Origin of the sequence: Chryseobacterium sp. IHB B 17019, from assembly GCF_001456155.1 — a bacterium.
GTDB lineage: Bacteria > Bacteroidota > Bacteroidia > Flavobacteriales > Weeksellaceae > Chryseobacterium.
In genome coordinates this window covers 2,332,020-2,355,451 of record NZ_CP013293.1, presented here as the reverse complement: position 1 = coordinate 2,355,451, position 23,432 = coordinate 2,332,020, and the positions used below count along the sequence as shown (strand labels likewise).

The 23,432-nt window shown below is 33.7% G+C and carries 22 protein-coding genes; 6 read left to right on the top strand and 16 right to left on the bottom strand.

From position 1 onward, the window contains the following. Positions 1-103: 103 nt before the first annotated feature. Positions 104-598 carry a phosphoglycerate mutase family protein gene (locus tag ATE47_RS10875; protein WP_062161996.1) on the bottom strand — a complete coding sequence of 165 codons (495 nt, stop codon included), beginning with the start codon at positions 596-598 and terminating at the stop codon, positions 104-106. Between the two features lie 119 nt (positions 599-717). On the opposite strand from ATE47_RS10875, the gene ATE47_RS10870 reads away from it, so the two are divergent. The 4 genes from ATE47_RS10870 (at position 718) to ATE47_RS10855 (ending at position 5,736) form a co-directional block, all read left to right on the top strand. After that, positions 718-1,731: a nucleoid-associated protein gene (locus tag ATE47_RS10870; protein ID WP_062163519.1), complete on the top strand. Its 1,014-nt coding sequence runs from the start codon at positions 718-720 to the stop codon at positions 1,729-1,731. A 181-nt stretch (positions 1,732-1,912) separates the two neighbouring features. Beyond that, positions 1,913-4,105: an ATP-binding protein gene (locus ATE47_RS10865; RefSeq protein ID WP_062161995.1), complete on the top strand. Its 2,193-nt coding sequence runs from the start codon at positions 1,913-1,915 to the stop codon at positions 4,103-4,105. A gap of 27 nt (positions 4,106-4,132) precedes the next feature. Continuing rightward, the gene (locus tag ATE47_RS10860; protein ID WP_062161994.1) at positions 4,133-4,684 is read left to right on the top strand and encodes a biliverdin-producing heme oxygenase; all 552 of its coding nucleotides are present in this window, start codon (positions 4,133-4,135) and stop codon (positions 4,682-4,684) included. Between the two features lie 125 nt (positions 4,685-4,809). Further along, positions 4,810-5,736 (top strand): malate dehydrogenase, encoded by a 927-nt coding sequence (locus ATE47_RS10855; protein ID WP_062161993.1) that lies wholly within the window; start codon positions 4,810-4,812, stop codon positions 5,734-5,736. A 122-nt stretch (positions 5,737-5,858) separates the two neighbouring features. On the opposite strand, the gene ATE47_RS10850 is transcribed toward ATE47_RS10855, so the two are convergent. From ATE47_RS10850 to ATE47_RS10815, 7 genes are all read right to left on the bottom strand, one after another. Next, positions 5,859-6,779: an alpha/beta fold hydrolase gene (locus ATE47_RS10850; protein WP_062161992.1), complete on the bottom strand. Its 921-nt coding sequence runs from the start codon at positions 6,777-6,779 to the stop codon at positions 5,859-5,861. A 480-nt stretch (positions 6,780-7,259) separates the two neighbouring features. Beyond that, positions 7,260-8,327: a tetratricopeptide repeat protein gene (locus ATE47_RS10840; RefSeq protein WP_062161990.1), complete on the bottom strand. Its 1,068-nt coding sequence runs from the start codon at positions 8,325-8,327 to the stop codon at positions 7,260-7,262. A gap of 180 nt (positions 8,328-8,507) precedes the next feature. After that, complete coding sequence (locus tag ATE47_RS10835; RefSeq protein WP_062161989.1) at positions 8,508-9,245, bottom strand: SDR family oxidoreductase; 738 nt, start codon at positions 9,243-9,245, stop codon at positions 8,508-8,510. A gap of 72 nt (positions 9,246-9,317) precedes the next feature. Beyond that, the gene (locus tag ATE47_RS10830) at positions 9,318-9,902 is read right to left on the bottom strand and encodes a TetR/AcrR family transcriptional regulator (protein WP_062161988.1); all 585 of its coding nucleotides are present in this window, start codon (positions 9,900-9,902) and stop codon (positions 9,318-9,320) included. Positions 9,903-10,002: 100 nt separating this feature from the next. Next, complete coding sequence (locus ATE47_RS10825; RefSeq protein ID WP_062161987.1) at positions 10,003-11,712, bottom strand: S41 family peptidase; 1,710 nt, start codon at positions 11,710-11,712, stop codon at positions 10,003-10,005. Positions 11,713-11,772: 60 nt separating this feature from the next. Next, the gene (locus ATE47_RS10820; protein ID WP_062161986.1) at positions 11,773-12,312 is read right to left on the bottom strand and encodes a GNAT family N-acetyltransferase; all 540 of its coding nucleotides are present in this window, start codon (positions 12,310-12,312) and stop codon (positions 11,773-11,775) included. Between the two features lie 5 nt (positions 12,313-12,317). Next, positions 12,318-12,644: a hypothetical protein gene (locus tag ATE47_RS10815; RefSeq protein WP_062161985.1), complete on the bottom strand. Its 327-nt coding sequence runs from the start codon at positions 12,642-12,644 to the stop codon at positions 12,318-12,320. A gap of 120 nt (positions 12,645-12,764) precedes the next feature. On the opposite strand from ATE47_RS10815, the gene pafA reads away from it, so the two are divergent. After that, positions 12,765-14,411, top strand: a complete 1,647-nt coding sequence (pafA, locus tag ATE47_RS10810; protein ID WP_062161984.1) for an alkaline phosphatase PafA — start codon at positions 12,765-12,767, stop codon at positions 14,409-14,411. An 82-nt stretch (positions 14,412-14,493) separates the two neighbouring features. Here the strand turns inward: pafA and ATE47_RS10805 are convergent, their stop codons facing one another. The 8 genes from ATE47_RS10805 to ATE47_RS10770 form a co-directional block, all read right to left on the bottom strand. Next, the gene (locus ATE47_RS10805; protein WP_062161983.1) at positions 14,494-15,090 is read right to left on the bottom strand and encodes a Crp/Fnr family transcriptional regulator; all 597 of its coding nucleotides are present in this window, start codon (positions 15,088-15,090) and stop codon (positions 14,494-14,496) included. 122 nt (positions 15,091-15,212) lie between these two features. After that, positions 15,213-16,343, bottom strand: a complete 1,131-nt coding sequence (locus tag ATE47_RS10800) for a tetratricopeptide repeat protein (RefSeq protein ID WP_062161982.1) — start codon at positions 16,341-16,343, stop codon at positions 15,213-15,215. Beyond that, positions 16,340-17,932 (bottom strand): helix-turn-helix domain-containing protein, encoded by a 1,593-nt coding sequence (locus tag ATE47_RS10795; protein WP_150114820.1) that lies wholly within the window; start codon positions 17,930-17,932, stop codon positions 16,340-16,342. Before ATE47_RS10795 ends, ATE47_RS10800 begins: the two co-directional genes overlap by 4 nt. Positions 17,933-19,346: 1,414 nt before the next feature. Then, entirely contained in the window at positions 19,347-19,646 is a 300-nt protein-coding gene (locus tag ATE47_RS10790) for a barstar family protein (RefSeq protein WP_062161980.1), read from the bottom strand. 14 nt (positions 19,647-19,660) lie between these two features. After that, complete coding sequence (locus tag ATE47_RS10785) at positions 19,661-20,155, bottom strand: ribonuclease domain-containing protein (RefSeq protein WP_062161979.1); 495 nt, start codon at positions 20,153-20,155, stop codon at positions 19,661-19,663. Positions 20,156-20,255: 100 nt separating this feature from the next. After that, positions 20,256-21,047, bottom strand: a complete 792-nt coding sequence (gene nadE, locus ATE47_RS10780) for an NAD(+) synthase (RefSeq protein WP_062161978.1) — start codon at positions 21,045-21,047, stop codon at positions 20,256-20,258. 56 nt (positions 21,048-21,103) lie between these two features. Further along, positions 21,104-21,628 carry a GNAT family N-acetyltransferase gene (locus ATE47_RS10775; RefSeq protein WP_185097085.1) on the bottom strand — a complete coding sequence of 175 codons (525 nt, stop codon included), beginning with the start codon at positions 21,626-21,628 and terminating at the stop codon, positions 21,104-21,106. Further along, the gene (locus tag ATE47_RS10770) at positions 21,612-22,331 is read right to left on the bottom strand and encodes a leucine-rich repeat domain-containing protein (RefSeq protein ID WP_062161977.1); all 720 of its coding nucleotides are present in this window, start codon (positions 22,329-22,331) and stop codon (positions 21,612-21,614) included. Before ATE47_RS10770 ends, ATE47_RS10775 begins: the two co-directional genes overlap by 17 nt. Before the next feature lie 51 nt (positions 22,332-22,382). On the opposite strand from ATE47_RS10770, the gene gldB reads away from it, so the two are divergent. Then, positions 22,383-23,366, top strand: coding sequence for a gliding motility lipoprotein GldB (gene gldB, locus ATE47_RS10765; protein WP_082632569.1), 984 nt, complete (start codon positions 22,383-22,385; stop codon positions 23,364-23,366). Positions 23,367-23,432 lie beyond the last annotated feature (66 nt).

Here is a 23,432-nt window from a genome sequence, read left to right as displayed (position 1 = left end):
GTTTTTTTGTAATAAAAGTGCTGAAATTTGTAACAAATAGAGGTTTAATTACAGTCAACGTGGCACATTATTCAATTTCCAGTTTAAATGTCAGTCTAATCTGTTAATATTTTAAAGATGTAAGCGTTGCCTTTCCTTTATTGATCTTTACATGAAATATATTGGAATAATCATCCTCGGCAATTTCAAAAGGTGCTTTTACGCCAAAAGCTTCCAATATTCCGGGAATAGTGTTGGAATGTCCGGCAATAATAATATTTTTCCCGGAATACTTCTTGAGAACTTCATCTGCTAATGCTTTATTGTCCTTAGGATCATAGTTGGTGACTTCAATTGAATTATTATCAGCAATAGGCTTCAATGTTTTTTGTGTTCTGTTGAAAGGTGTAGAATATGCAGCCGAAAATTTCACTTTTTTAAGTTCCGAAACAAGTTTCTGTGCTCTCTTTTTCCCTGCCTCGCTCAGATCCGGATTGGTATTTGTCTTATCAGAAAGATCTTTTTCTGCATGGCGTATAATATAAATGTTGGTCTGCTGTGACTTCAGGGAAAGGCACGCAAAAAGTAAAATAAATGTAAAGAAAAACTTTTTAATCATATTAATAGGTTAAGTTCGGCCTAAAGTACTAATTATATTCTTACCACCAAATACATGCAATCGTCTCTTGCCGACTTTGAAGTTTACCGCTATATTTGTCTCTTCAAAAAAATCAAGGAATGTTTTCAAAAATTATAGTACACAGAGTAGGAAATAAAATCAACGGAGAATCTTTAATTCTTTCTCAGGAAGAATTACAATTGGATGAAGGAACGGCGGAATTGCTTGAAAATTATTTTTTAGGTTCATTCAAATCTGAGGAAACGTTCCATTTTTACAGTGATTCTTATTTGGTGAATAACCCGATTTACAGCTCTGTGTCTGAAATTTTTGATGATAAGGCAAAATTCCTTTGGGAATCCGAAAATATTGCAAAACATATGTATGAAGCTGCCGAAAACCCAAGAGTAATGGGCGGAGAAGTGTTCATTGTATATTTTGAAGAAGAAAGAGAAAACGGCGAAAAGGTTGATAAAATCGGGATTTTTAAAACAGAAAAAAGAGATTCATTCTTAAAGATATTTCCTAAAAATGAAACTTTCGATATCGAAAAAGATCAGGGAATCAGTTTGTCGAAAATTGATAAAGCCGCTTTGATCTACAATCAGGATAAAGAAACCGGATATGTGCTTTCTGTAGTTGACAACAACAAAAACGGAGATATGTATTATTGGTTTGAGGATTTTTTGAAGGTAAAACAACGTGACGACGAATATTTTCATACACAGGAAGCCTTAATGGTGTACAAAGATTATATCACGAAACAATTGCCACAGGAATTTGAAGTTTCAAGGGCAGATCAGGCTGATTTTTTAAATAAATCCATTAATTTCTTTAAAGAAAAAGAAGAGTTCAACCTTGATGAATTCAATAAGGAAGTTTTGCAGGACGAGCATGTGATCGAGAGTTTTGTCAATTTCAAAACGGATTACGAACAAGACATGCAGATCAATATTGCAGAAGAATTCCCGATCAACGAAACAGCTGTAAAGAAAACCCAAAGGCATTTTAAAAGTATTATTAAATTAGATAAAAACTTCCACATCTATATCCACGGGGACCGACAAATGCTGGCTCAGGGACAGGATGAAAAAGGTAAATACTATATGCTGTATTTCGATAAGGAAGGTTAAATTTCATTAAATCTAATATTTTACGGGATTTCCTTCATATTTCGCATATAGAAATTATTCTGTTGTTGAGATAAAAATGACGGCTATTTTGTTGTTATTTACGCTTTTGTGGTATGTATTTCTATCGTAAAAGTAATATACCTTTAAAATATTCGTTATATTTGATAGATCAAAATATTATATGAATTTCGTAGAGTGTCATGAAGAGTCCATCCATATTCCGGGCTACATACAAAGTTTTGGTTATCTGATTGGCATTGACGCAGAGACACATTCCATAACTTTTTTTAGCAAGAATATTGAGGAGATTTTTAATATCGAAAACCAGGAACAGCTTTTCGGTAAAAAGCTTACGGACTTTTCCGAAAGTTTTAAAAGTATCATCGAATCCGAAATTTATGGCTCACTAAATCGCTTTACAAAAAGAGAAAACGAAACCTATTTCGACAAAATTTTTATTAAAGATAAAGAATACCATTTTTCCATTTTCAGAAGTAAAAACAATATTTTTCTTGAATTCGAGGCAGTAATCCCGAATCCCAATAAAAGAATTTCCAATAAATATGACAGTTTTTATATTGTAGACGATGCACATGAAATTTGGGAACAGCTTCTGAATACACTTTCAAAAATCGTGAATTATGATCGGATGATGATCTATAAATTCATGATGGACGGCTCTGGAAAGGTAATTGCAGAAAGAAGAGAAGGCAATATAGAAAGCTACCTCGGGTTACATTATCCGGAAACCGATATTCCGAGACAGGCCAGAGAACTTTATCTGAAAAAAAGAAAAAGAATCTTCAGTGATGTATATTCAGAAACGGTTCCTCTTTTAAGTAAAACCGAAGAAAATATTGATCTTACCTATGCTGCTTCACGCGGAATGTCACCTATTCATGCGCAATACATCAAAAATTCCGGTGCAGCTTCCAGTTTTAGTATTTCTATCATTATTGATGACCATCTTTGGGGACTGGTAACTTGTCAGAATACCGAAGCCAAACATATTGATCTTGAAGACAGGGTTCAGGCAGGAATTTTTACTGCTTTAGCATCCAATGCTTATTCTTCATTCAAGTCTAAAAATGAATTGAATTACAGATTAAAACTGAATGAAAAATCTTCACAATTAAAAACAGAATTCTTAAAATACAACAGCTTATTCGATTCTTTGATTGAAAATAAAGCTGAAATAAGGAGCCTTCCGGAAGCTGACGGCCTTGCCATCGTTTCGGATGAAAGAATTGTGACGGATGGAGTGACCCCAAAGCGGAACGTTCTTGAAAAAATTATCCAGTGGGCACATGAAAATACTGAAGACAACATTTACCTGAGCAGAAGTTTTCTTAAGGAGCATGGTGGAGAACTGGAATTAGATGAAGTGTCGGCAGGAATTGTCATTTATTTTATCGAAAGAAGCAAAAATGAAATGCTGATCTGGTTCCGGAAAGAGTTTGATGAGCATATCAACTGGGCGGGAAACCCTCAGAAACAAATAGAAGTATTCAGCTATAACGGGGAGGAAAAACAAATTATTTCTCCAAGAACTTCTTTCCAGATTTTTACGGAAAATATTAAAGGAAATTCAAAAAGGTGGAATTCCAGAAACATTGCTGCCGTTCAGGCTATACGTGATCTCATCCTGGAAACTTCACACAAGAATTATATCACCATAAAAAAGCTTAATGATGAGCTTAAAAAGGTAAACGAAGAACTCGACAGTTTTTCTTATACAATTTCTCATGATCTGGGAACGCCGCTGACGGTGATGAAACTGAATGCACAAATGCTTTTAAACAGCCTGAATGACGGTTCTGAAAAAAGCAAAAATAAAATCAATTCCATTATTGAAGAAATTGACAATATGGCGGAAATGATGCGTGATGTTTTGCAGTTAAGCCGCGCGAAGCACAGCGAAATTCAGCTTGAAAGACTGGCTACTGGAAATACAATCGCCAAAATCTCGGAAAATGCCAAGATTACATTCGACAGCCCGAAAACTGAGATCATTATTAAGGAATGTCCCGATGTTTTGGGTGATAAAACCATGCTTCACCAGGTATTTTTGAATATCATCAACAATGCTGTAAAATATTCATCCCAACAGGAACAGCCACAAGTAGAAATTAGCGGAAGAGAAGAAGGCGATATGGTGATTTACAGGATTTCAGATAACGGAATCGGGATTCCGGAAGAGGAAAAACATAAGATGTTTAAAATTTTCAATAGAATGGATAATGCGAAAAAATTTAAAGGAAATGGGGTAGGATTGTCCATTGTCTTTCGCATTATGAAACGAATTGGTGGAAATGTTGATTATGAAAGCAATAAAGAGGGAACTTCCTTTATTTTAACATTTAAAAAACCTTAAATTTGAGGAACTTTTTAAATCTTAAATATGGTATCAGAATATCTTAAACAAAATACGGCAGAATATCACGATGCTGCCGAAAAGCTATTTAATTCTGAAAAAATTTTCAATAAAACTTTCACACTCGAAGATTATAAAAAAATCATCAGTACAAATTATCTGATGCTTCTTCATTCTGAAAATAAGATATTCAACAGCCTTTCTGATAAATATGCTGAAAAACTTCAGTTGGACAACAGGAAAAAGCTTCCTTTAATTGAAAAAGACCTTGCAAGCCTTGCTTTAGAAAACAAAACTCCTTTTCATGAGCTTGAATTTGTTAATGAAAACGAAGCCTTAGGAGCAATGTACGTGATCGAAGGTTCTACATTGGGAGGAAATGTTATCGCAAAACAGCTTTCCAAAACAGAGGGTTTTGATAATGTAACATTCAATTTCTTTGGATGCTATCAGGAGAATACAGGCCCGATGTGGAAGAATTTCAAAGAAGTTCTGGACACTGAGGTCACTGAAGAAAGCTATGATGAGGTTTTATCGGGTGCAAAAAAGCTGTATACATTTTTATTAAATGTCAATTAATTTAATAAAATCTAAATAGTTAATAATTAAATTCTTGAAAGATTGCTCAATTTTTCAGGAATTGTTAAATTTGGGAGTCAAAAATTTAAGACAATTTTAAAAATAAATTTTAAAAAGTATACATTATGAAAGTAACTGTAGTAGGTGCAGGCGCTGTAGGAGCAAGCTGTGCAGAATACATCGCTATGAAAAACTTCTGTTCAGAAGTAGTTTTAGTAGACATTAAAGAAGGATTTGCTGAAGGTAAAGCAATGGATTTGATGCAGACAGCATCTCTTAACGGATTCGATACAAAAATTACCGGAACAACAGGAGATTACAGCAAAACTGCAGGTTCTCAAGTAGCCGTGATCACTTCAGGGATTCCAAGAAAACCAGGAATGACGAGAGAAGAATTGATCGGGATCAATGCCGGTATCGTAAAAGAAGTTACTGAAAACTTAGTAAAGCACTCTCCTGAAGTAATCATCATCGTAGTTTCTAACCCAATGGATACAATGGCTTACCTTGTACACAAAACTTCCGGTCTTCCAAAACATAAGATCATCGGAATGGGTGGGGCATTGGATTCTGCGAGATTCAAATACAGATTGGCTGAAGCATTAGAAGCTCCAATTTCTGACGTAGACGGAATGGTAATCGCAGCTCACAGCGACACAGGTATGCTTCCTCTATTAAGCAAAGCAACAAGAAACGGTGTTCCTGTAACTGAATTCTTAAACGACGAAAAACAAAAATACGTAATCGAAGAAACGAAAGTAGGAGGGGCAACTCTTACAAAATTATTGGGAACTTCCGCTTGGTACGCGCCAGGTGCAGCGGTTTCTGTAATGGTTCAGGCAATTGCATGCGATCAAAAGAAAATGATCCCTTGTTCATTAATGCTTGAAGGTGAATACGGACAAAACGATATCTGCCTTGGTGTTCCTGCGATCATCGGGAAAAACGGAGTGGAAAGCATCGTAAATGTTACCCTTACAGCTGACGAGCAATTGAAGTTCGCTGAAGCTGCAAATGCAGTGAGAGAAGTGAATGGGGATTTGAAGTTTTAATTATTGAACTTATCATAAAGAAAAGCCTGAAATTTTTTCAGGCTTTTTTAGTTTCCTGTTTTGGTTTTTTGGCGCGGCCGAAGGCCGCGCCAAAAAACCAAAACAGGAAATCCCACATTATTTCAATTAATTGTATCCACAAAATCAAAAACAGCACCTACAAATTCTCTATTCTTCTCATAATACAAAAGATGCCCGCCATCAATAGAAACTACTTTCCGATTTGGGAACTGAAACGTTTTATAATGCCGAGTTCCAACAGCTTTATCATGTTTTCCGGTGATAATAAGTACAGGAGTTTTAATAATCTTTGTCTGCGGAGCATAATCCGTGTAATATTCAGGGAAATCCTTTGGTTTTGAGATAACTGCCATTCCAAAATCTATGATTCTCGGATGAAGTGAATCAATTTTATCCATTTGTTTGATGGTTTCAATATCTTCGGTGAGGAATTTATAACCTATTCTTTTCTTTCGTAAAGATTTACTGATCTTCGAAAGCTCTGTAGAAAGGCTGTCTTTAGGAATAATTCTGTTTTTCTGTTGAAGAAGTTCGTTTCCGTACTCAATTTGTTCTTTGATGGAATCATCATTTAAGAAATGGAGTGTGACATTGGCCAGAACCAGTCCTTTTGTATGTTGAGGATATTTTTTAGCGTAATTAACAGCAATAATTCCCCCAAAAGAATGAGCAAGCAGAAAGACTTTATCAAGCTTTAAATGTTGCCTTAATTCTTCAATATCCTGAACCATTTTATCCAGATGATAATTATCGGAAGTCCCGGATTCACCTGATCCGCGCTGATCCATATAGATCATTTTGAGATTCTTTTCGAGACTGTTTCCACCTAATAATTCGAACGAAGAATAACCTTGTCCGGGCCCGCCGGGAACATAAATGCAGGCTTCACCCTCCCCGGAAACTTTAAATTTAATTTTCACATGATCAGAGGTTTCAAAAAAACTTTCTTTTGTAGAAATATTTTGAGCCGAAATAGTATTAAAAGTGATAAAAAATACAATGAATATCCAGATTGTCTTCATATTATTATAACATCTGAACTGTTGAATTTATTACTTAATTATTAGAAACTGGTTAAAAATTTTAATTCCTCCAAAAGTTGTTATGACACATTATTTTGACAGGTATTCATTTTTAACTTTGAAATATTTCAAAATTATAAAAACTGAATACAATAAAACAAAAATTGAAAATGGAATGATAAATCCAAGATAATTAAATTTATAAATTGGAATTTGTAATAATCTGCTTATTATTGGAGAAAGCATTAATGCAAAACTTATTATTGATATTAAAATATCATTTTTCCATTTAATAAAGCTCAAAATAATCCCAATAATTCCTAGTATAGCAAAAATCTGATCAATATTTCCGAAAGAAAAGACTGTATAAGCAAGCCAGAAAATGAAAGGAATAGGTATTATTGTACCCATAAGAAGGATGAATGAATAAAAAAGTATGGAAATAATTTTCAGTGTTTTCAACTTAATAGCAATCGATAATTATTTTATTTGATCTGATATAAATACATTTCTAGTGTCAATCTTAAGACCATTTTCTTTAGTTGTATACCAATCTACAAATTTATCATACTCAGCTTGATTATTAATTTGCCATGTTTTAAAAGCCTGTTCGTCACCTATCTGAAAAATATAATGATTGTAAGCATTGAGAACTTTACTGTCTTCCATTTTCTTGAAATAACTGAACAGTACATTAGGATATTCTTTATAGTCTTTTTTAAAATATTCTTTCACAAACTGATTACGCATCGTGACTAAACTTTCGAGATTAAATTCTTTATGGTTTAAAGTGGAAAGAATGAAGTTTTTCCCAAAAATCATACATAAAGGAAACTTTTTATCATTCTCAAAATTTTGTGCATCAATTACGACTTCACAGAAATCCACTCTTTTTATCTCTTTGGATTCAATTGTGATAGATTTTTTGTAGCCTTCATAAAGTAGTTCACTGATTTCTTGTGAACGGGATGTCGTTCGCTCTAGGTTGAGGAAAATTTCACCATAAATCAAACCGGAAAATTTATCATTCGATTTTAAGTATAATTTTGAAACTCTGTAATAGTTTGAAGGATATGCAGGATCCACAGCTATTCCTTTTTCATATATTTTTATGGCTTCCAAAGGTTTATCAAGTTCGTACATAATTCCTTTTTCTAAATACAGCCTACCTGCATTCGGGAATTTTTTTAATCCTTCATCGTAAGTTTTTATTGCTTTATCTGGGTTACCATCGTAGTCATAGGTGTTTCCAAGCAACTGAAAATAATCTGCCGCTATATTTTCATATTTTTTTATTTTTTCCAGTTGTGAAATTGCTTCTTTGTAGTTCTTTTTTTTTATCAAGGCATAAGCAATTTCGTATGGATAAGTATAATCTGCAGGATCTACTTTCTCACATTCTTTTAATATAGTAATCCCTTCATCATACTTTTTTTCATCTATAAGTTTTACGGCGTCATATACTTTTTCACATTTAAAATTTCTTTTCTGAGCATTTATATATTGAAAGGAGAATATCGTTAAAAGTAAATAAGAAAAGTATTTCATGACGAGTAATATTAGTTTTTGTTTCTTCAAAGATGCATATTTTCCTTTTAACTTTAATAAAAAAATAATAGGAACTCTAAGCTACAATCTAAATTCATTCTTAATATAAAAAATCCCCCACAGAAAAACCCGTGAGAGATAAAATATATGGAATCAACCTTCTCAGGAATGACGAAAATTTTAATTATTAAAAGTCGCGAAAGCCCCTTCCGTAGTTGCAAAGAAATTGTCGTACAGCAAACCTGTATTTCCAACGCGAATTTCATAAATATCTTCCTGAAGTGCTTTTACAAGGTCTTCGGCAACATCCGAAGCGGGAATTCCGTTTTCTCTGCCTCCGATTTCTACGGAAAAATCTGTGTCTACCAATGGTGGCATCAATTCGAAAACTTTTACGTTGGTATCTTTTGCCAGTTCGTATCTCAACAACCTGGTATGGGAGTGAAGCGCAGCTTTTGAGTCTGAATAAGTCGGAACATGAGAGCCCGGAACCAATCCAACGATAGACGAAACATTCACGATGGCTGCTTCGTTTTGTTGTTTTAATAAGGGAAGGAATTTGTCTGTCAATCTGATCGGCGCAAAATAATTGGTAGTAAATTCTGCCAATGCTTTGCTGTAAATGTCTCCGTCGTTCGCAAGATTGTGAACATAAGCATTTCCTGCATTATTAATCAAAATATTGATGCTTCCGAAAGTCGTTTTTACTTCTTCATACAATCTGTCAATATCAGCTTCATTCGTGATATCAGCCTGAATGGTGAAAACATTTTCTAAATCTTTAGCGGCTGCTTCTAATTTTTCTTTAGTTCTTCCAACGATGATGATTTTATTCGCAGGGCTTAATGCTTTTGCAATTTCTAAACCGATTCCTGAACCTCCGCCAGTAATTAAGATGGTGTTGTTTGTTGTGTTCATAATAATTTGTTTGTTTAATTTTTATTAAATTTTAAATATTGTACTATTTAGTACAAAATATGTGAAAAAAATTTATTCTAATAATTTTAAATTCATTTTAATCATACAACGAAGGATCTCCGGAGAATTTTCCATTCGTCTTGTTACATGAATTCCGTTCCAAAGATTAGTCAAATGCCATGCTAAAATTTCCGGATCTTCCTGACTTTTCAACTGTCCGCTTTCCTGAGCTTTTTTAATTGTTGCGGCAAAAATATTCTGCAAGCCTTTCAGTAATTCAGCGGTAATTTTTTTGATACTTTCATCTTTTTCAGAAAGCTGAACAAGAGCATTTCCGAGGTAACAGCCTCTATCAACATCACAATCTTTTGCATCGGCAAGACTTAAGAAAAATTGTTTTATAAACTCAATCTGATTATCCGAATTTTCAATAGCCTGAGCTATTTTTTGGTTAAAATATTCAGCAAATTGTTTAATTGAGCGAACATACAATTCTTGTTTTCCACCTTTAAAAGCCAGATAAAAACTTCCTTTTCCAATTCCCATAGCTTCCAGCAATTCCTCTGCAGAAGCGGTATCATAGCCCTTATTTCTAAAAACTTCAGTTGCTTTTGCTATAGCTTCTTCTTCATTGAAAATTTTTGGTCTGCCTGCCATTTTTTCATTTTGATAGGACAAAGGTATATAATTGTACCAATTAGTACAAAATAAAATTTCAAATACCTTTTATAGTTTTTGTCGATGAAGTTTCGTTCGTTTATTTAATGAGATTCAAAACCCTCTCAAATTCAAGGTCGCGGTTTTCCAGGATATCCTGATCTTTATATTTAATTAATTCATTAATTCTGATCCCTGTTTGTTGGGTTTGGGAATTATCGGGATAAAAGATTCCGTTTCCGGTAAATTCTAAAAGATAACCACCCGGTAGATTAACTTTAACCAAATCTCCGTCTGCGCCGGCAGTTTGTTGCCCGATTGTTAAAGATTGCGGAAAAATTTTCTGAAGAGCCATGCTGTACCATTCGCTTGCGCTTTGAGATTCAGGATTGACGAGAATGAAGACTTTTCCTTTGTATTGATGGGTTGTTTTGCCAGGAATTGACGGGAAATAATCGTAATCCTTGTATACGTAGGTTCCGATATTTTTTAAATTAGGCTTATAATATTTTCCAAAATAATTTTCAGCGGGAGAGAAATATTTGTAAATGTAATGATAGACAAAACCTCCCCAGTCCGGATAAGCTCTCATATCAAAAACAATGGCTTTTTTCTGTGAAGCATCGTTCAAAATACTGTCCATCACAGCATCTATTTTGTCATCAGCAATATTGTCGATAAACTGTAAAGTCTGATTGATTTTAAAATAAGCTATATCATGATGAATAAGTTTGCGATTTTCTTTCTTTTGGATCTTTTCCTTTAAATAATCCATTATAACAGCATATTTTGCCTGATCACGTATATCAACCATATCAATTTTCACAGAATGATTTTTGTCTTTTGTAGACTGGAATTTCAGTGATTTTTGAGGCAGATTATCTGTCCAGATCAGATTATTCTCATATTTTGAAAGTACATATAAAAGCTTTTCCGTGTTGGAAACTGAGAGCAATTCTCTTTTTTCTTTAATAACATCAGAAATATTTTTGCCGTTAATCACCGTTATTCTGTCACCCACTTTGATTTGAGCTTTTGAACAAATTTCCGGAAAAATAAGATGGGTAACCAAAATATAATCATCAACAATCTGAAAATCAAATGGTGCAAAATAAGAACCATTAAAAATTTCACTTTTATAATTCAACTGGCGGTAAAAACTTAATGCATGACTGTCTTCAAATTTTGAAACTGCCTTGGCAAGTATAATTTCAAAATCCTTTCTGGACGGGGATTTTACTGCTTCTTCCAATAAATTTGTGTAAAAAGAATCAAAATTCTTATCCATCAGATATTTATGAGGAAAGAGATAATCTACAATGCCCTGAATTTTTGCTAAAGCTAATAATCTGTAGCCCGGAGGAAGATTCTCTTCTTTCGGAAACGGATATTTTTTTTCATCACTCACTGATTTACCATTTTCTAAAAGCCCGTAATCAAATCTGTTTTTGTAAATAATATTAAGCAGAATCTTATTTTCAGCGTCAATTTTTTTATTTTTCTGAAACCAGTCGAAATTTTGGTTTTCAGAAAGTATATCTTTTTGAGTATCAATAATCGGAGAGCCTGAAAACTTTGTATTTAGATTGCCGGTTAATTGCCGGATAATTTCGTTAATGTTTTGCCCGGAATTTATTTTTTCAACATTTGCTAAAAACAAACTGTCTGCATTAATTCTACCGCTTGCAAGATCAGGATGATAGTATTTTACGAAGTTCCAGGTTTTTATAAAATGATAATATTGATCCTTTTGTGCAAACACCAATTGCTGGAATAGAAAAAAGAATAAAATAAATGTAATTTTCCTCATAATAAGTAAATTTTAAAGATAATACTTCTATATCAATAAAAATTATTTATTAAAAAGAGTTTATAGCATGACATCAAAGCTCATGAATAAAGCTGTTTCCGAAGAGTCATTATATAATTTTGTATTAATTCCAGTGAATAGAAAGCCTGCTTTTTGATAAAATTTTATAGCGGGAAAATTGGTGTTCTGAGTTTCCAGCTCTACAATTCTGCACTGCAGTTCTCTTGCTTTTCGGTTAACATTTTTAATCAATAATCTTCCGATGTTCTGTCCTCTGAACTGCTCACTGATCAGCAGGTTTTCAATAAAAAGACTGTTATTCCATTCTCTGTAATCGCAGATAATCCAACCAACCAGCTGATCTTCATGAAAGGCTCCAAAAGAATGTCCCTGTTCAATAACCTGATTCAGTTCAGCAATATCTTCTTCATTTGTTTCCCATATTTTCTTATAATGTTGTTTTTTCTCCCTTAAATTAAATTCAAAAGAATCGGACATTTCAATAGATGAAACAACAAAGATTGTGTCGGTCTCATAGCCATTGAGTCCCCAGTTTAATGTCGGATTTCCGGTTAGTTTTTCTAGTTTTCTGATTTCCATTCTGATTAAAAATCTAATGATTTCGGTTGTAAAAAATTTCCTTTTGTGAAATAAAGTATAATTTGTAAAAGGATCAGAATTGATATGACAGCCAGTCTTATCACAGCGTTTTCTGAAAATCGTTTTCTGATTATTTCCAGGTAATTGATCTTTTCAATTGTGAATTCTTTAAGCTGATTAATGTCGGTAAAACTGTTCACCTTTGCAGTTTCTGAGCTTATTTCTGCTTCATTAAGTGTCGCTGCAACATTAATGAGATTGATATTACTCATAAAAAGCCAGCCAAACAAAAGAATTGAAATAAATAAAAGAAAAGGTCTGATAATTTTCATTAATTAAAAAGTATTTAGTGAAAAAAGTAAATGACGTTTGGGTTTTTTCAAAATTAATCAAAATTTCATATACCCAAAATTCAAAACTCGTACCTTTGTTTTTAATAAAATTTTTACTTAATGCTTAGGAAAATTTCGATTGCAGCGGTTACTTTTTTATCCGTTTTCACAATCAATGCGCAGAAGAACAGAAATTCTCAGTTAGAAAGGCCAAAATTGGTGGTAGGATTGGTAGTAGACCAGATGAGATGGGATTATTTGTACCGTTTTTACGGCAAATATGGAAATGATGGCTTTAAAAGGCTTTTAAATACAGGATATTCTTTAAATAATGTTAATATTCCCTATGTTCCTACAGTTACGGCTTTGGGACATGCTTGCATCTATACGGGATCAGTTCCGGCGATTCATGGGATTGCAGGCAACGACTGGACAGACAAGGAAACAGGGCAAAATGTATATTGTACAACAGACGAAAATGTAAAACCGGTGGGGACTACCAATGTAAAAGTAGGAAGCCATTCCCCGAAAAATCTTTGGTCTACAACAATTTCGGATGAATTAAGACTGGCAACCAATTTTCAGGGAAAAGTAATTGGTGTCTCTTTGAAAGACCGTGCCTCAATTCTTCCGGCCGGCCACACTCCGAACGGAGCGTACTGGTTTGATGATTCTTCGGGAGATTTTATCACGAGCACCTGGTATATGAATGATCTGCCACAATGGTTGAAGGCTTTCAATTCTCAGAATTTGGCGGATAAATTAGTAGCAAACGGATGGAATACCTTACTTCCGATCAATCAATATACGGAAAGTTCACCGGATAATTCTTCATGGGAAGGCTTGTTGGGAAGTGCAAAAACGCCCACTTTTCCTTACAGTAATTTAGCAGCTGATTATCAGGCCAGAAAAGACAATATTCGCTATACACCTTTCGGAAATACGCTGACTTTGAAGCTGGCAGAAGCTTCTGTGGAAGGAGAAAAGCTAGGAAGTGATGATATTACGGATATGTTGGCAGTTAATTTAGCATCAACAGATTATGCAGGTCACAAATTCGGTCCGAATTCTATTGAAGTTGAAGATGTTTATTTAAGATTAGACCAGGATTTAGCACAGTTTTTTAGTTATTTAGATTCAAAAGTAGGAAAAGGGCAGTACACGGTTTTCCTTTCTGCAGACCACGGTGGGGCGCATTCTGTAGGATTTTTGCAGGAGCATAAAATTGCAACAGGTTTCTTCGGCGATGGAATGGAGAAAAGCGTTAACCAAAAATTAAAAGATAAATTCGGGGTTGATAAATTAATCAATGCCGTGGATAATTATCAGGTTTATTTTGATAGAAAGCTGTTGAAAGAAAATAAGATCGAGCTGGAAGATGTAAAAGATTTTACCATTAAAGAATTGGAAAAAGATCCTACGGTTTTATATGCAGTTTCTGTGACGGAAGTTCAGGAGGCTACCATTCCCGAGCCTATTAAACAAAGAATTATTAATGGGATCAATCGCGAGAGAAGTGGTGATATCCAGTTGATTTCACATGATTCCATGCTTCCTACTTATGCAAAAACAGGAACCACACATAGTGTTTGGAATTCCTATGATTCCCATATTCCGTTGATTTTTATGGGCTGGGGAATTCAGCGCGGTGAAAGCAATAAACCCTATAATATGACGGATATTGCGCCTACGCTTTCTGCATTATTAAAAATCCAGTTCCCAAGCGGAAATGTCGGAAACCCGATCACGGAAGCTATTGGAAAATAACATAAAGTTTATATAAAAATGAAAATCCTTAACTGTTTTCGGTTAAGGATTTTTTAGTTTAAATTTTAATTAAAATAGCTGTTTAAATGTAAATTTTACTGTTGGCAATTTTCACAATATTTTGCTGTTCCATTTTTTTAATGGCTCGTATTACAGTTTCTATGCGCATTCCGGTGAGCGAAGCCAACTGCTGCCTTGTATACGGGATGGCAAATGAAAATTTTTCTATGAATCCAAAATTGTTTTTAATATGATTCATGATAAGGTTCAGTTTAGTTAAAGGATCCTGAAAAGAAAACGGAGCGGAAACCACATATCTGTAATGCATACGATCTGCGGTATACGAATACATATTGAGAATAAGCTCAGGATTTTTTATTAAAAGCTGGGAAATACGTTTTTTTTCCAGTCTTATAATTTCGCAATTTGTAATGGCTATTGCATTTACAGCATACTTTTTATTATGAAAAATGTAGGTTTCGGCAAAGCAGTGACCATCAAAGGGAATCCCGTGTATAAACTCTTTGCCGTCTTCGATAAAGCTGCTCAGCTTCACTGTTCCGGTTTTTATCTGTAAGTAATATTTTGGCGTGCTTCCTTCTTCAAAGATAAATTCACCGGAGTTAAAATTTTGCAGCTCAGCTCCATACGAAAACAACAGGTTTTCACTGATGATCATATTTTGTTATTATTAATTTGAGATAAAATTAACAAATAAACATATTGTTTAAAAATTAATAAGTACCACATAGATGCCCTATAATTGCTTATTTATGGGGTTTTAGGAATAATATTCCGAAATCAGGACCGGATGAGCTGTTGGATTTCTTTATGGTATTTTTTATTCTGTTTCCTTATTTTGATGACCAGTATAAGCAATATCGCAATGATAAGTATTCCTAATCCGACTGCCGAAGCCATTAAAAGCTGATGTCTGTTTTTTAGATTTTTGCTTTTCAGTAAAGTTTCTTTATTGTGATTGTCGATGACCTGATTGATGGAATTAAGCTCATTTTGCTGCTTCCTGAACTGCATTTCAAAATATTTCCTGTTATAATTCTGATAAAGGTCCTGGTTTCTCATTGCCAGATAATTGTCTGCCATCTCCTTGTAAATTCCGGCGTTCAGAACGAGATCACCTGTATTTTTACAAAGATTTTCAGCTTTAATCAGAAGGTTCAGGGCAGTTTGGTTTTCACGCTTTTGCTTATAAAGCTCTGCCATTCCTTTTAATGCGAAGGCTTCAAGGCTTTTTGCTTTATTTTTTTGCGCATAGCTGATGGATTGTAAAAAAGCCCGCTCAGCCTTATCATTTTGATTCAGATTAAGATAGCAGTATCCGATATTGTAATAGACAACACTTTTATTGGCATTGATAGTTTCTCCAGATTTTATTTTTTCAAAGCTTTCAATAGATTTTAAAAATTTTTCAAGGGCAATTTCAGAATTCGACTGGCTCTTGTAGATCATTCCCCGAATGGCATAGATTCTTGCAGTTTCAAGGTTTTTTTCCGGGATATTATCGGGAATCTGGGATAGGTATTGCTCGGCTTCATCAAGCGTTTCCAGGCTTTTACTGAACAATTCCATCTGCTGATACTGTATGGCAACAGAAACCAGAACTCTGGTCCGGGTTTTCAGGTCACTTGTTTTTTGCGCCAGTTCTTTCGCTTTTAAAATATATTTCAAAGATTCATCAAAGTTTCTCTGCGCAATATTTGCTGTTGAAAGCAGCATATAAAGTGTGACCGATTTATTTATATCCTTCTCTTTTTTGAGCAGGCTTTTTACGATGTTGATGGATTTTTCAGGGTTATCATAAATTTCCAGATTGGCTATTGTGAGCAAGGAATCATCCTGGGTTTTCTGTCCAAAAACTGAAATTTGGAAAACTACAAGCAGAATTAAAATACTTTTTATAATAAATTTCATGATGTTCTGCTTTTACTGATTTCCTGAATATACGCGTTCGGAGACATTCCCGTCACGGATTTAAAAATGGTTGTAAACGCGCTGTGGGACGAGAATCCGGAATACTCTGCAAGATAGCTTACTTTATAGTTGAGATATGTAGAATCGGTTTTCAACAGATGTGCAATATGGTTGATTCTTAATTCATTAATATATCCGTTGAAATTTTTGCCTTTGTTATTATTAATAACCTCAGAAAGATATTTTGTATTGACTCCCATTTGTGCAGAAAGCATGGAAAGTGACATACTTTTGCTGAGATATTGATCAGATTGTTCCCATTCTTCCAGTTTTTGGAGAATTTCGCATTCTTTTTCTTTGGAAATTTTATTAGAATCTTTTTCTATATTTTTATTAATACAAAGATCATTTTTCTCTTTTGAAACCTGAATGTTGTCCGGAATTATTTTCTCCCTTTTTTTCTGTTTTTCAAAGAATTCAAATTGTTTTTTTAATTCTTTGTTCTTGTTTTTTAAGATTAAAAAATAAATAATTAAACCTATGATAGCCAATAAGATAATTAAAGTTAAAATCCAGAAACGCTTAAACTGATTTTGTTTTTGAAATTCAATACTTTTATTCTGAGAGTTTTCCGCTAATTTTACAATATACCGGATTCCTTCCTTTGTGCTGGCGTCAATTTTTGTTTTAAGATCTATATAAAGCTTATTATAGTCATGGTATTTTTCATCATTATGAAGGGCAAGATAATTTTTAGACAAAGATTCGTAGATTCTGGCTTTCAGGGGATTAAAAGAAAGTTTTTCAACTTTTGAAAGTGCTTTTTCTAATTGGTAATTCGCTGCAGTATAATCGCCTTTCTGAAAATAATACCGCGAATAATTTTCATAAGCCAAAGCTGACAAATAAGGCTGATTTTCCTCTTTTTCAAGACTCAAGATTACATTTTCAATTGTTTGTCTGGCTTCTGGAAGATGATTTTGCCTTAATAAATAAGCAGACCGGAAAATTTTGTTTTCAAAACCGATGATTTTATTCTCTTCATTGTGGTTATCAATATATTGATCACTTTTATCAAGATTTTCTAAAGCGGTAGTAAGATTCCGGTTGATTCCAAGATTAAGAGCCTGAAGCTGATACAATTTAGCAACAGTTATCCGTATTTTCTGATCTTCATTTTTTAATAATTTACTATCAGACAATAGGTTGCTGATTATTTTTTGTGATTGGTTGTACAAATCCAGATTTTGATACTGATCTGCAAGATTGTAGTCAATGAAAGTCTGTACGAAATAGGACAGCGTTTCATTTTCACCGGCATCTTCCTTATGGCTGGCTGTACTGGCAGATTGCACATAATCGCCTTTCATTGCATAGGCCTGAGAAATGATATTTCGTAAAACAATTTTATGCTCAATATTCTTATCACTGTTCAAAATGCTTAAAGAGTAATTGATACAGTCATCCGGATTTTGATATAATTTTTGAAAAGCTTTATCCGACAGAATGTAGAAATCCGGACTTGACTGAGCTGTTATAAATCCGAAAAACTGCAAAATAAGCACTGTCACGAATTTTTTTAGCCACATTCTTTTTCGTGAAAAAGTGGTTTTTGGTATTTTTTTTTCAATCTTCTTAAAATCTGTCTTCAAAGTAGAGTTTTTGTATAATATTGATTTTTAATTGTTTAAATTTTTAATTCTTTTAAATTTCATGAATTATGTAAGTCAAAAGCTTTTGAATGGGTAAATATAATATTAATATTGTTTCCACCAATTCAAAATAATAAAGCTGGAAAATTTGAATTGCTTGCGTATAATTTCCTGCTTAATTGTTTATGATAATGAACAGTTAATGGTAATAGCAGCAGGAAATTATACATAAGACGGTCTTTTAAATAATACATAGCACATCCAATTCCTCTGCCTTCTTCAGAGGTGCGTTGCGACGGGAGTTTCTGCAGATTGTGGAAGGGTACAACGGCTTTTTTTAGACCTTTCCCGGAGCTTCCAATGGCTGGAGGAGGCTTTATAAAAAACAGTAGGAGTGGTTGTGTTAATTAAAATAATCTCAGTTAGTTAGGAATTGCTATAAACGGAGTGACTATGTCTTCCGTTTGCAATTTCTCAAGTTGGGAAAAATTGTGGAATAGAAATCAATTCCACGGATAAAAATAAGAAAGTAGAATTTTTATAATGGTCGGTCAGGGTAAAGACGTTCTCATCTGTTGAGAGTCAGATGATGTTTCGTTTTTATCTGAAGAGAATTATGTGTTAGAATTATTTTTCGTGAAAGGGGAAGTTTCATTGAATTTAGGTTTATCAAACATTAAATAAATTAGGCAATACACACTTAACTAGACCAAAAAAACCCGCAGAATTTCTGCGGGTTTTGCAATTTAAAATATTAATAATGATGAAAAAAAATTATTTTACAGCTGTTGCCATTATCTGGACATGTCTGAACTTCCATTCCCAAATGTAATTTATACCGGGTATCACTTGTTCCATCGCCTTTAAGGCTATGGTAGAACTTCCGGCAAGCACATTCAGAATACTGTGTAAGTAATGGCTGACTATAGTGTTATTAGTGTTCCTGCATAGCATTTTATTAGATATTGCTGTTCCTATTCCTATCTGATCATTTAAAAATAATGAACTATACAAATACTAAAAAAATAAATTATTTTTCCTTATAACATTTAGTCTTTATGTTGTGATAAATATATAAAATATTTCTCTATTTATTGAATACTATTGTAATTTATTTATAGATTTTATGTATTAATATTATTTATCGTTGCTTTTTATTGTTAATTTAATAAAAGTAGAGGTGTATTTATTTCATTTAATTATGAAGATTGAAAAAAAATATTTTAAAAAAATAAAAATTCTCCGTTTTACTGATATTAATATTTAAAATCTATTGTAAATTTTTTATAAGATGTATTTGCATAAAAAAACTGCCACTAAGGACAGTTTTATTATTTAGGAAATAATGTTCTTACTCTTCAGTATCTTCTCCGTCTTCATATTGTTCAAGAAAATAAGTGAAAGTAAAATCTTCCAATTCTTCCTCAGCATCCTCCAGAGTGGTTAAAAGATCTTCAAAAAGTTCCAGTTGATCCACTGTCATATTGACAAATTCGATGTGTAGCGGCATTTCAAGCCCGCCTGTAACAACATCAAAAAGTGCATCCAGATTATCCCCAAAATGTTCAGGAAGCGGAAGTTTTTCTTTTAATTGAACATAAAAATCTTCGTAATCTCCTATATCCGTAAAATCTATATATATTGTTTTCATAACTTTTTCTTAGGTTATTGCTTCTCAAAGCTTTTATAATGATTTTTAGTAAGATAAACATCACCGTTTTTTGTAAAAACAATGCGATCTGAATTTCTGTTTCCGCAATTGTAATTAACGTCTGCTTCAAAATATTTTTCACTTTGCGGCAGATTTCCTTCCCGGTTACTGAACTTATCTCCGCCAATCGCTTTTCCCGGTAAAACATCGCAAAGATTTCCCTTTGAAGGATTCCATCCCTGTTTTCTGGCTTCATTTTTTGTGATATAATAATCAGGCAGCCTGTGGTTTTGTTTTACATAGTTGATCACCGTTTTTTCTTCTGTTAACTGATCAATGCTTTGTTGGGAAGTATTTCCCGGCTTTTCATTTACTTTTCCGTATTCAACAGCTGTATTCGCTGAAGCTGGATTTTTATCAGCAATAAAATTATTGTAAATATACATCATAGACATCCCGAAAAGAAGTCCTAAACAGATGAAAAAAAGCGATCTCGTTTTACCGTTCATAATATTAAATGTCAATTGTGAATTGTCAATTTCGTCACCACAGGTCAAATGAAGACATGCAATAACTCAAGACTCATAATTTATAACTCATAACTCAAAATTAATTCCTCCATTCTTCCGGAATATCACAGATCGGAATGGGAACCATTTTATGTTTTGCAGCTTTGTGCATCCTGTCAAAGATCATGAAAACCTCCTTATCGCGGCCTTCGTAGTCTTCGGCGGTTTTTATGCCGTATTCTTTTTGAATTTTTTCCAGCTCAGGATAAGTGGCCCCGATTTGATCTTCATCAGTTCTTTCCGCATCCCAAAGTCCGTCCGTAGGAATGGCATTTTGAATGCTTTCAATTAAGTTTAATGCTTTTGCAAGCTCATAAATTTCTGTTTTATAAAGATCCGCAACTGGCGAAACATCAACACCACCATCACCATATTTTGTATAAAAACCAATCCCGAAATCTTCCACTTTATTTCCTGTTCCACAAACCAGAAGGCCGTGAAGCTGGCCAAAATAATATAAATTCAACATTCTGAAACGGGATCTTGTATTGGCCAAAGCCAGATTATTGCTCCATCTTCCTTCTACATGATCATGAACAACATTTTCAAAACTTTCGAAAACAGGAGTCAGGTTGATGGTTTTTCCCTGCACATTTGGGAACCTTTTTTTCAGATCTTCCATGTGATCCTGAGCTCGGTTTACCTGATCTTCTTTCTGGCGGATCGGCATTTCCAAAAGCAAAACCTCAAGCCCCGTCATTGCGCAAAGCGTAGAAACCACCCCGGAATCCACTCCCCCCGAAACTCCGATTACATACCCTTTTACATTCGCTTTTACAGCATAATCTCTCAGCCAGTTTACAATATGGTCTATTACTTTTTGTGTCTGCATTGTTTATATTTTTGTCAATTAAATGAATATCAAAATTAAAAGTTTGGAAAGTATTTTTAAAGGAATTTGTTGCGTTTTAGCTCATACCAGAAGCAGATCCCGTCCGGTTCTGTGAATTCGCCTGTTTTTTCAAAGCCTAATTTTCTTAAAATATAATTAGAACCTTCATTTTCAGAATGAGCGTGAGCATAAATTGTGTCTGTTTTTAAATCATTAAATCCAAATTCCAGCGAAGCTTTTGCAGATTCAAAAGCATAGCCTTTTCCCCAATATTCAGGTAAAAAGCGATAGCCGAGATCATAAACATTATTGTAGCCGTTAATCTCCTGGGTTAATAATTTTAATCCGCTCCAGCCTATAAGAAGTCCGCTTTCCTTTTCAATTACGGCAAGCCTTCCGACTCCATTGTCGGTGTATTGCTGAAGGATCATTTTAATAATATTTTTTGATTCACTGATGTCCGAAACAAGTGGAATACCAATGTATTTCATCACCTCAGGGTTAGAATCCAGAAGAAACATACGTTCGGCATCCGATTCTTCAAATTTTCTCAGGATCAGTCGTTCACTTTTTATTTCCATTGGCTTTTTTTTGTGGAGCAGAAGTGGGATTTGTCTGAACTGATGAAGGATTTGCGGGGATAGACGAACCAACAGGATTGCTGGGTTTTGCCGCCACTTTTCCTCTTTTAATATCCGCTTCTGTTAAAGGATTATTGTTGATATTTAAACTTTCTAAATTCGGGTTTTGCGAAACATCCAGGTTTTTAATTTGGTTATTCTCCAGATTCAAAGTAATTAACTTGCTGAGCGGGCTTACATCAATACTTTGCAGTACGTTGGATGATATTATTAATTCATTAATTTCCGGAGTATTTTTAAGTGAAATCTGGTTAAGCTTATTATTGTTAAGATAAAGTGACTTTAAATTTTTAAGATTTTCACCTTTAAATGTTAATAAATTACATGCTTCACAGGAAAATAATGTCAGATTATTGAGATTCTTCAGGTCCATGGCTATCATAATTGAACCATCCAGAACAATGGTCTGGACATTTTTAAAAAGGTTGACGTCTTCTGCTGATCTTACCTGTATTTTGTTGGATACAAATAAGTTAGTAACCTTATCAGCTTCGGATTGGTCAATTGCTCCATCTTTATTCAGATCAAAATTTGCCACAACGGCTTTTTCAAAATTTTTATCGGTAAAAGTGAGCTTTTGCGCGCCGATATAGGAAAAAGCGAGCAAAAAAGTAAGGATTGTAATTATTTTCTTTTTCATCATTAAATTATCTTTAATTCATTATTTTTGTAAACATTAATTTCATGTAAAAATATGAAGATTTTCAGAACTATTGCACTTTCTTTATTGTTAGTTTTGAGTTTGGCTTCTTGTAAAAAAGAATCTCAAAATCAATGGAACGTTGAAGTCAAAAATCCTGCCGAAAAGGTGGAAATTACAGATATTTCTAAAGAGTTTTATGATCAGAATATTCCTTTGGATCAGTTTAAGGCTGAATTTCCATGGTTTCAAGGGACGGTAAGTGATGCAGATTTCGGTAAGCGGAGAACAGATCAAAAAGAAATAAAAATCTATAATGAAGCGGTTGCAAAAATTGATCAGAAAAAGCTTCAAGCAGATCTTCAGGATTTATTTTCCCATATAAAATATTATTTTCCGAAATTTAAAAGCCCCAAAGTTTTTCTGTTTTCATCGGCCTTACAGATGATTCAGGATCCTATTTTTTATGATGTAAAAGGAAATCTCCTGTTTATAGATATTACAGGCTTTATGGGTGACGGAAACCCGAATTATAAAGGATTGGAACTGTATTTCCAGAAAACCATGAACCCCAATAATATCGTCCCAAAAGTTGCACAAATTTTTGCCGAAGGTTTTGTAAAAGAGTCTCCTGATCATCAGAAATTTATTGATATGATGATTCTTAATGGAAAGATCATGATTCTTAAAGATGCTTTTTTACCGACTTATCCCGGGTATTTAAAAATGAATTATACTCAAAAACAATACGAATGGGCAGTCGCAAATGAAGCCAACATCTGGAATTATTTTGTGGAAAACAACCTGATTTTTGGTGACGATCACAGACTGGAAGACCGTTTTATCGCTCCGGGGCCGTTTTCAAAGTTTTATACGGAAATTGATAATGAATCTTCTCCACAGATCGGAATTTTCACCGGATGGCAGATTTGTAAGGCTTATTTTAAGCAAAAACCAGATACAAAGTTGCAGGAATTCCTGAATATGGATGCTACAATGATTTTTAATCAGGCGGGGTATAAGCCGAAATTGGAGTAAGATTTAGAGATTAGAAGTTAGAAATTAGAGATTAGAAAAAGTTTAAAATTATTAGAAATAAATAGA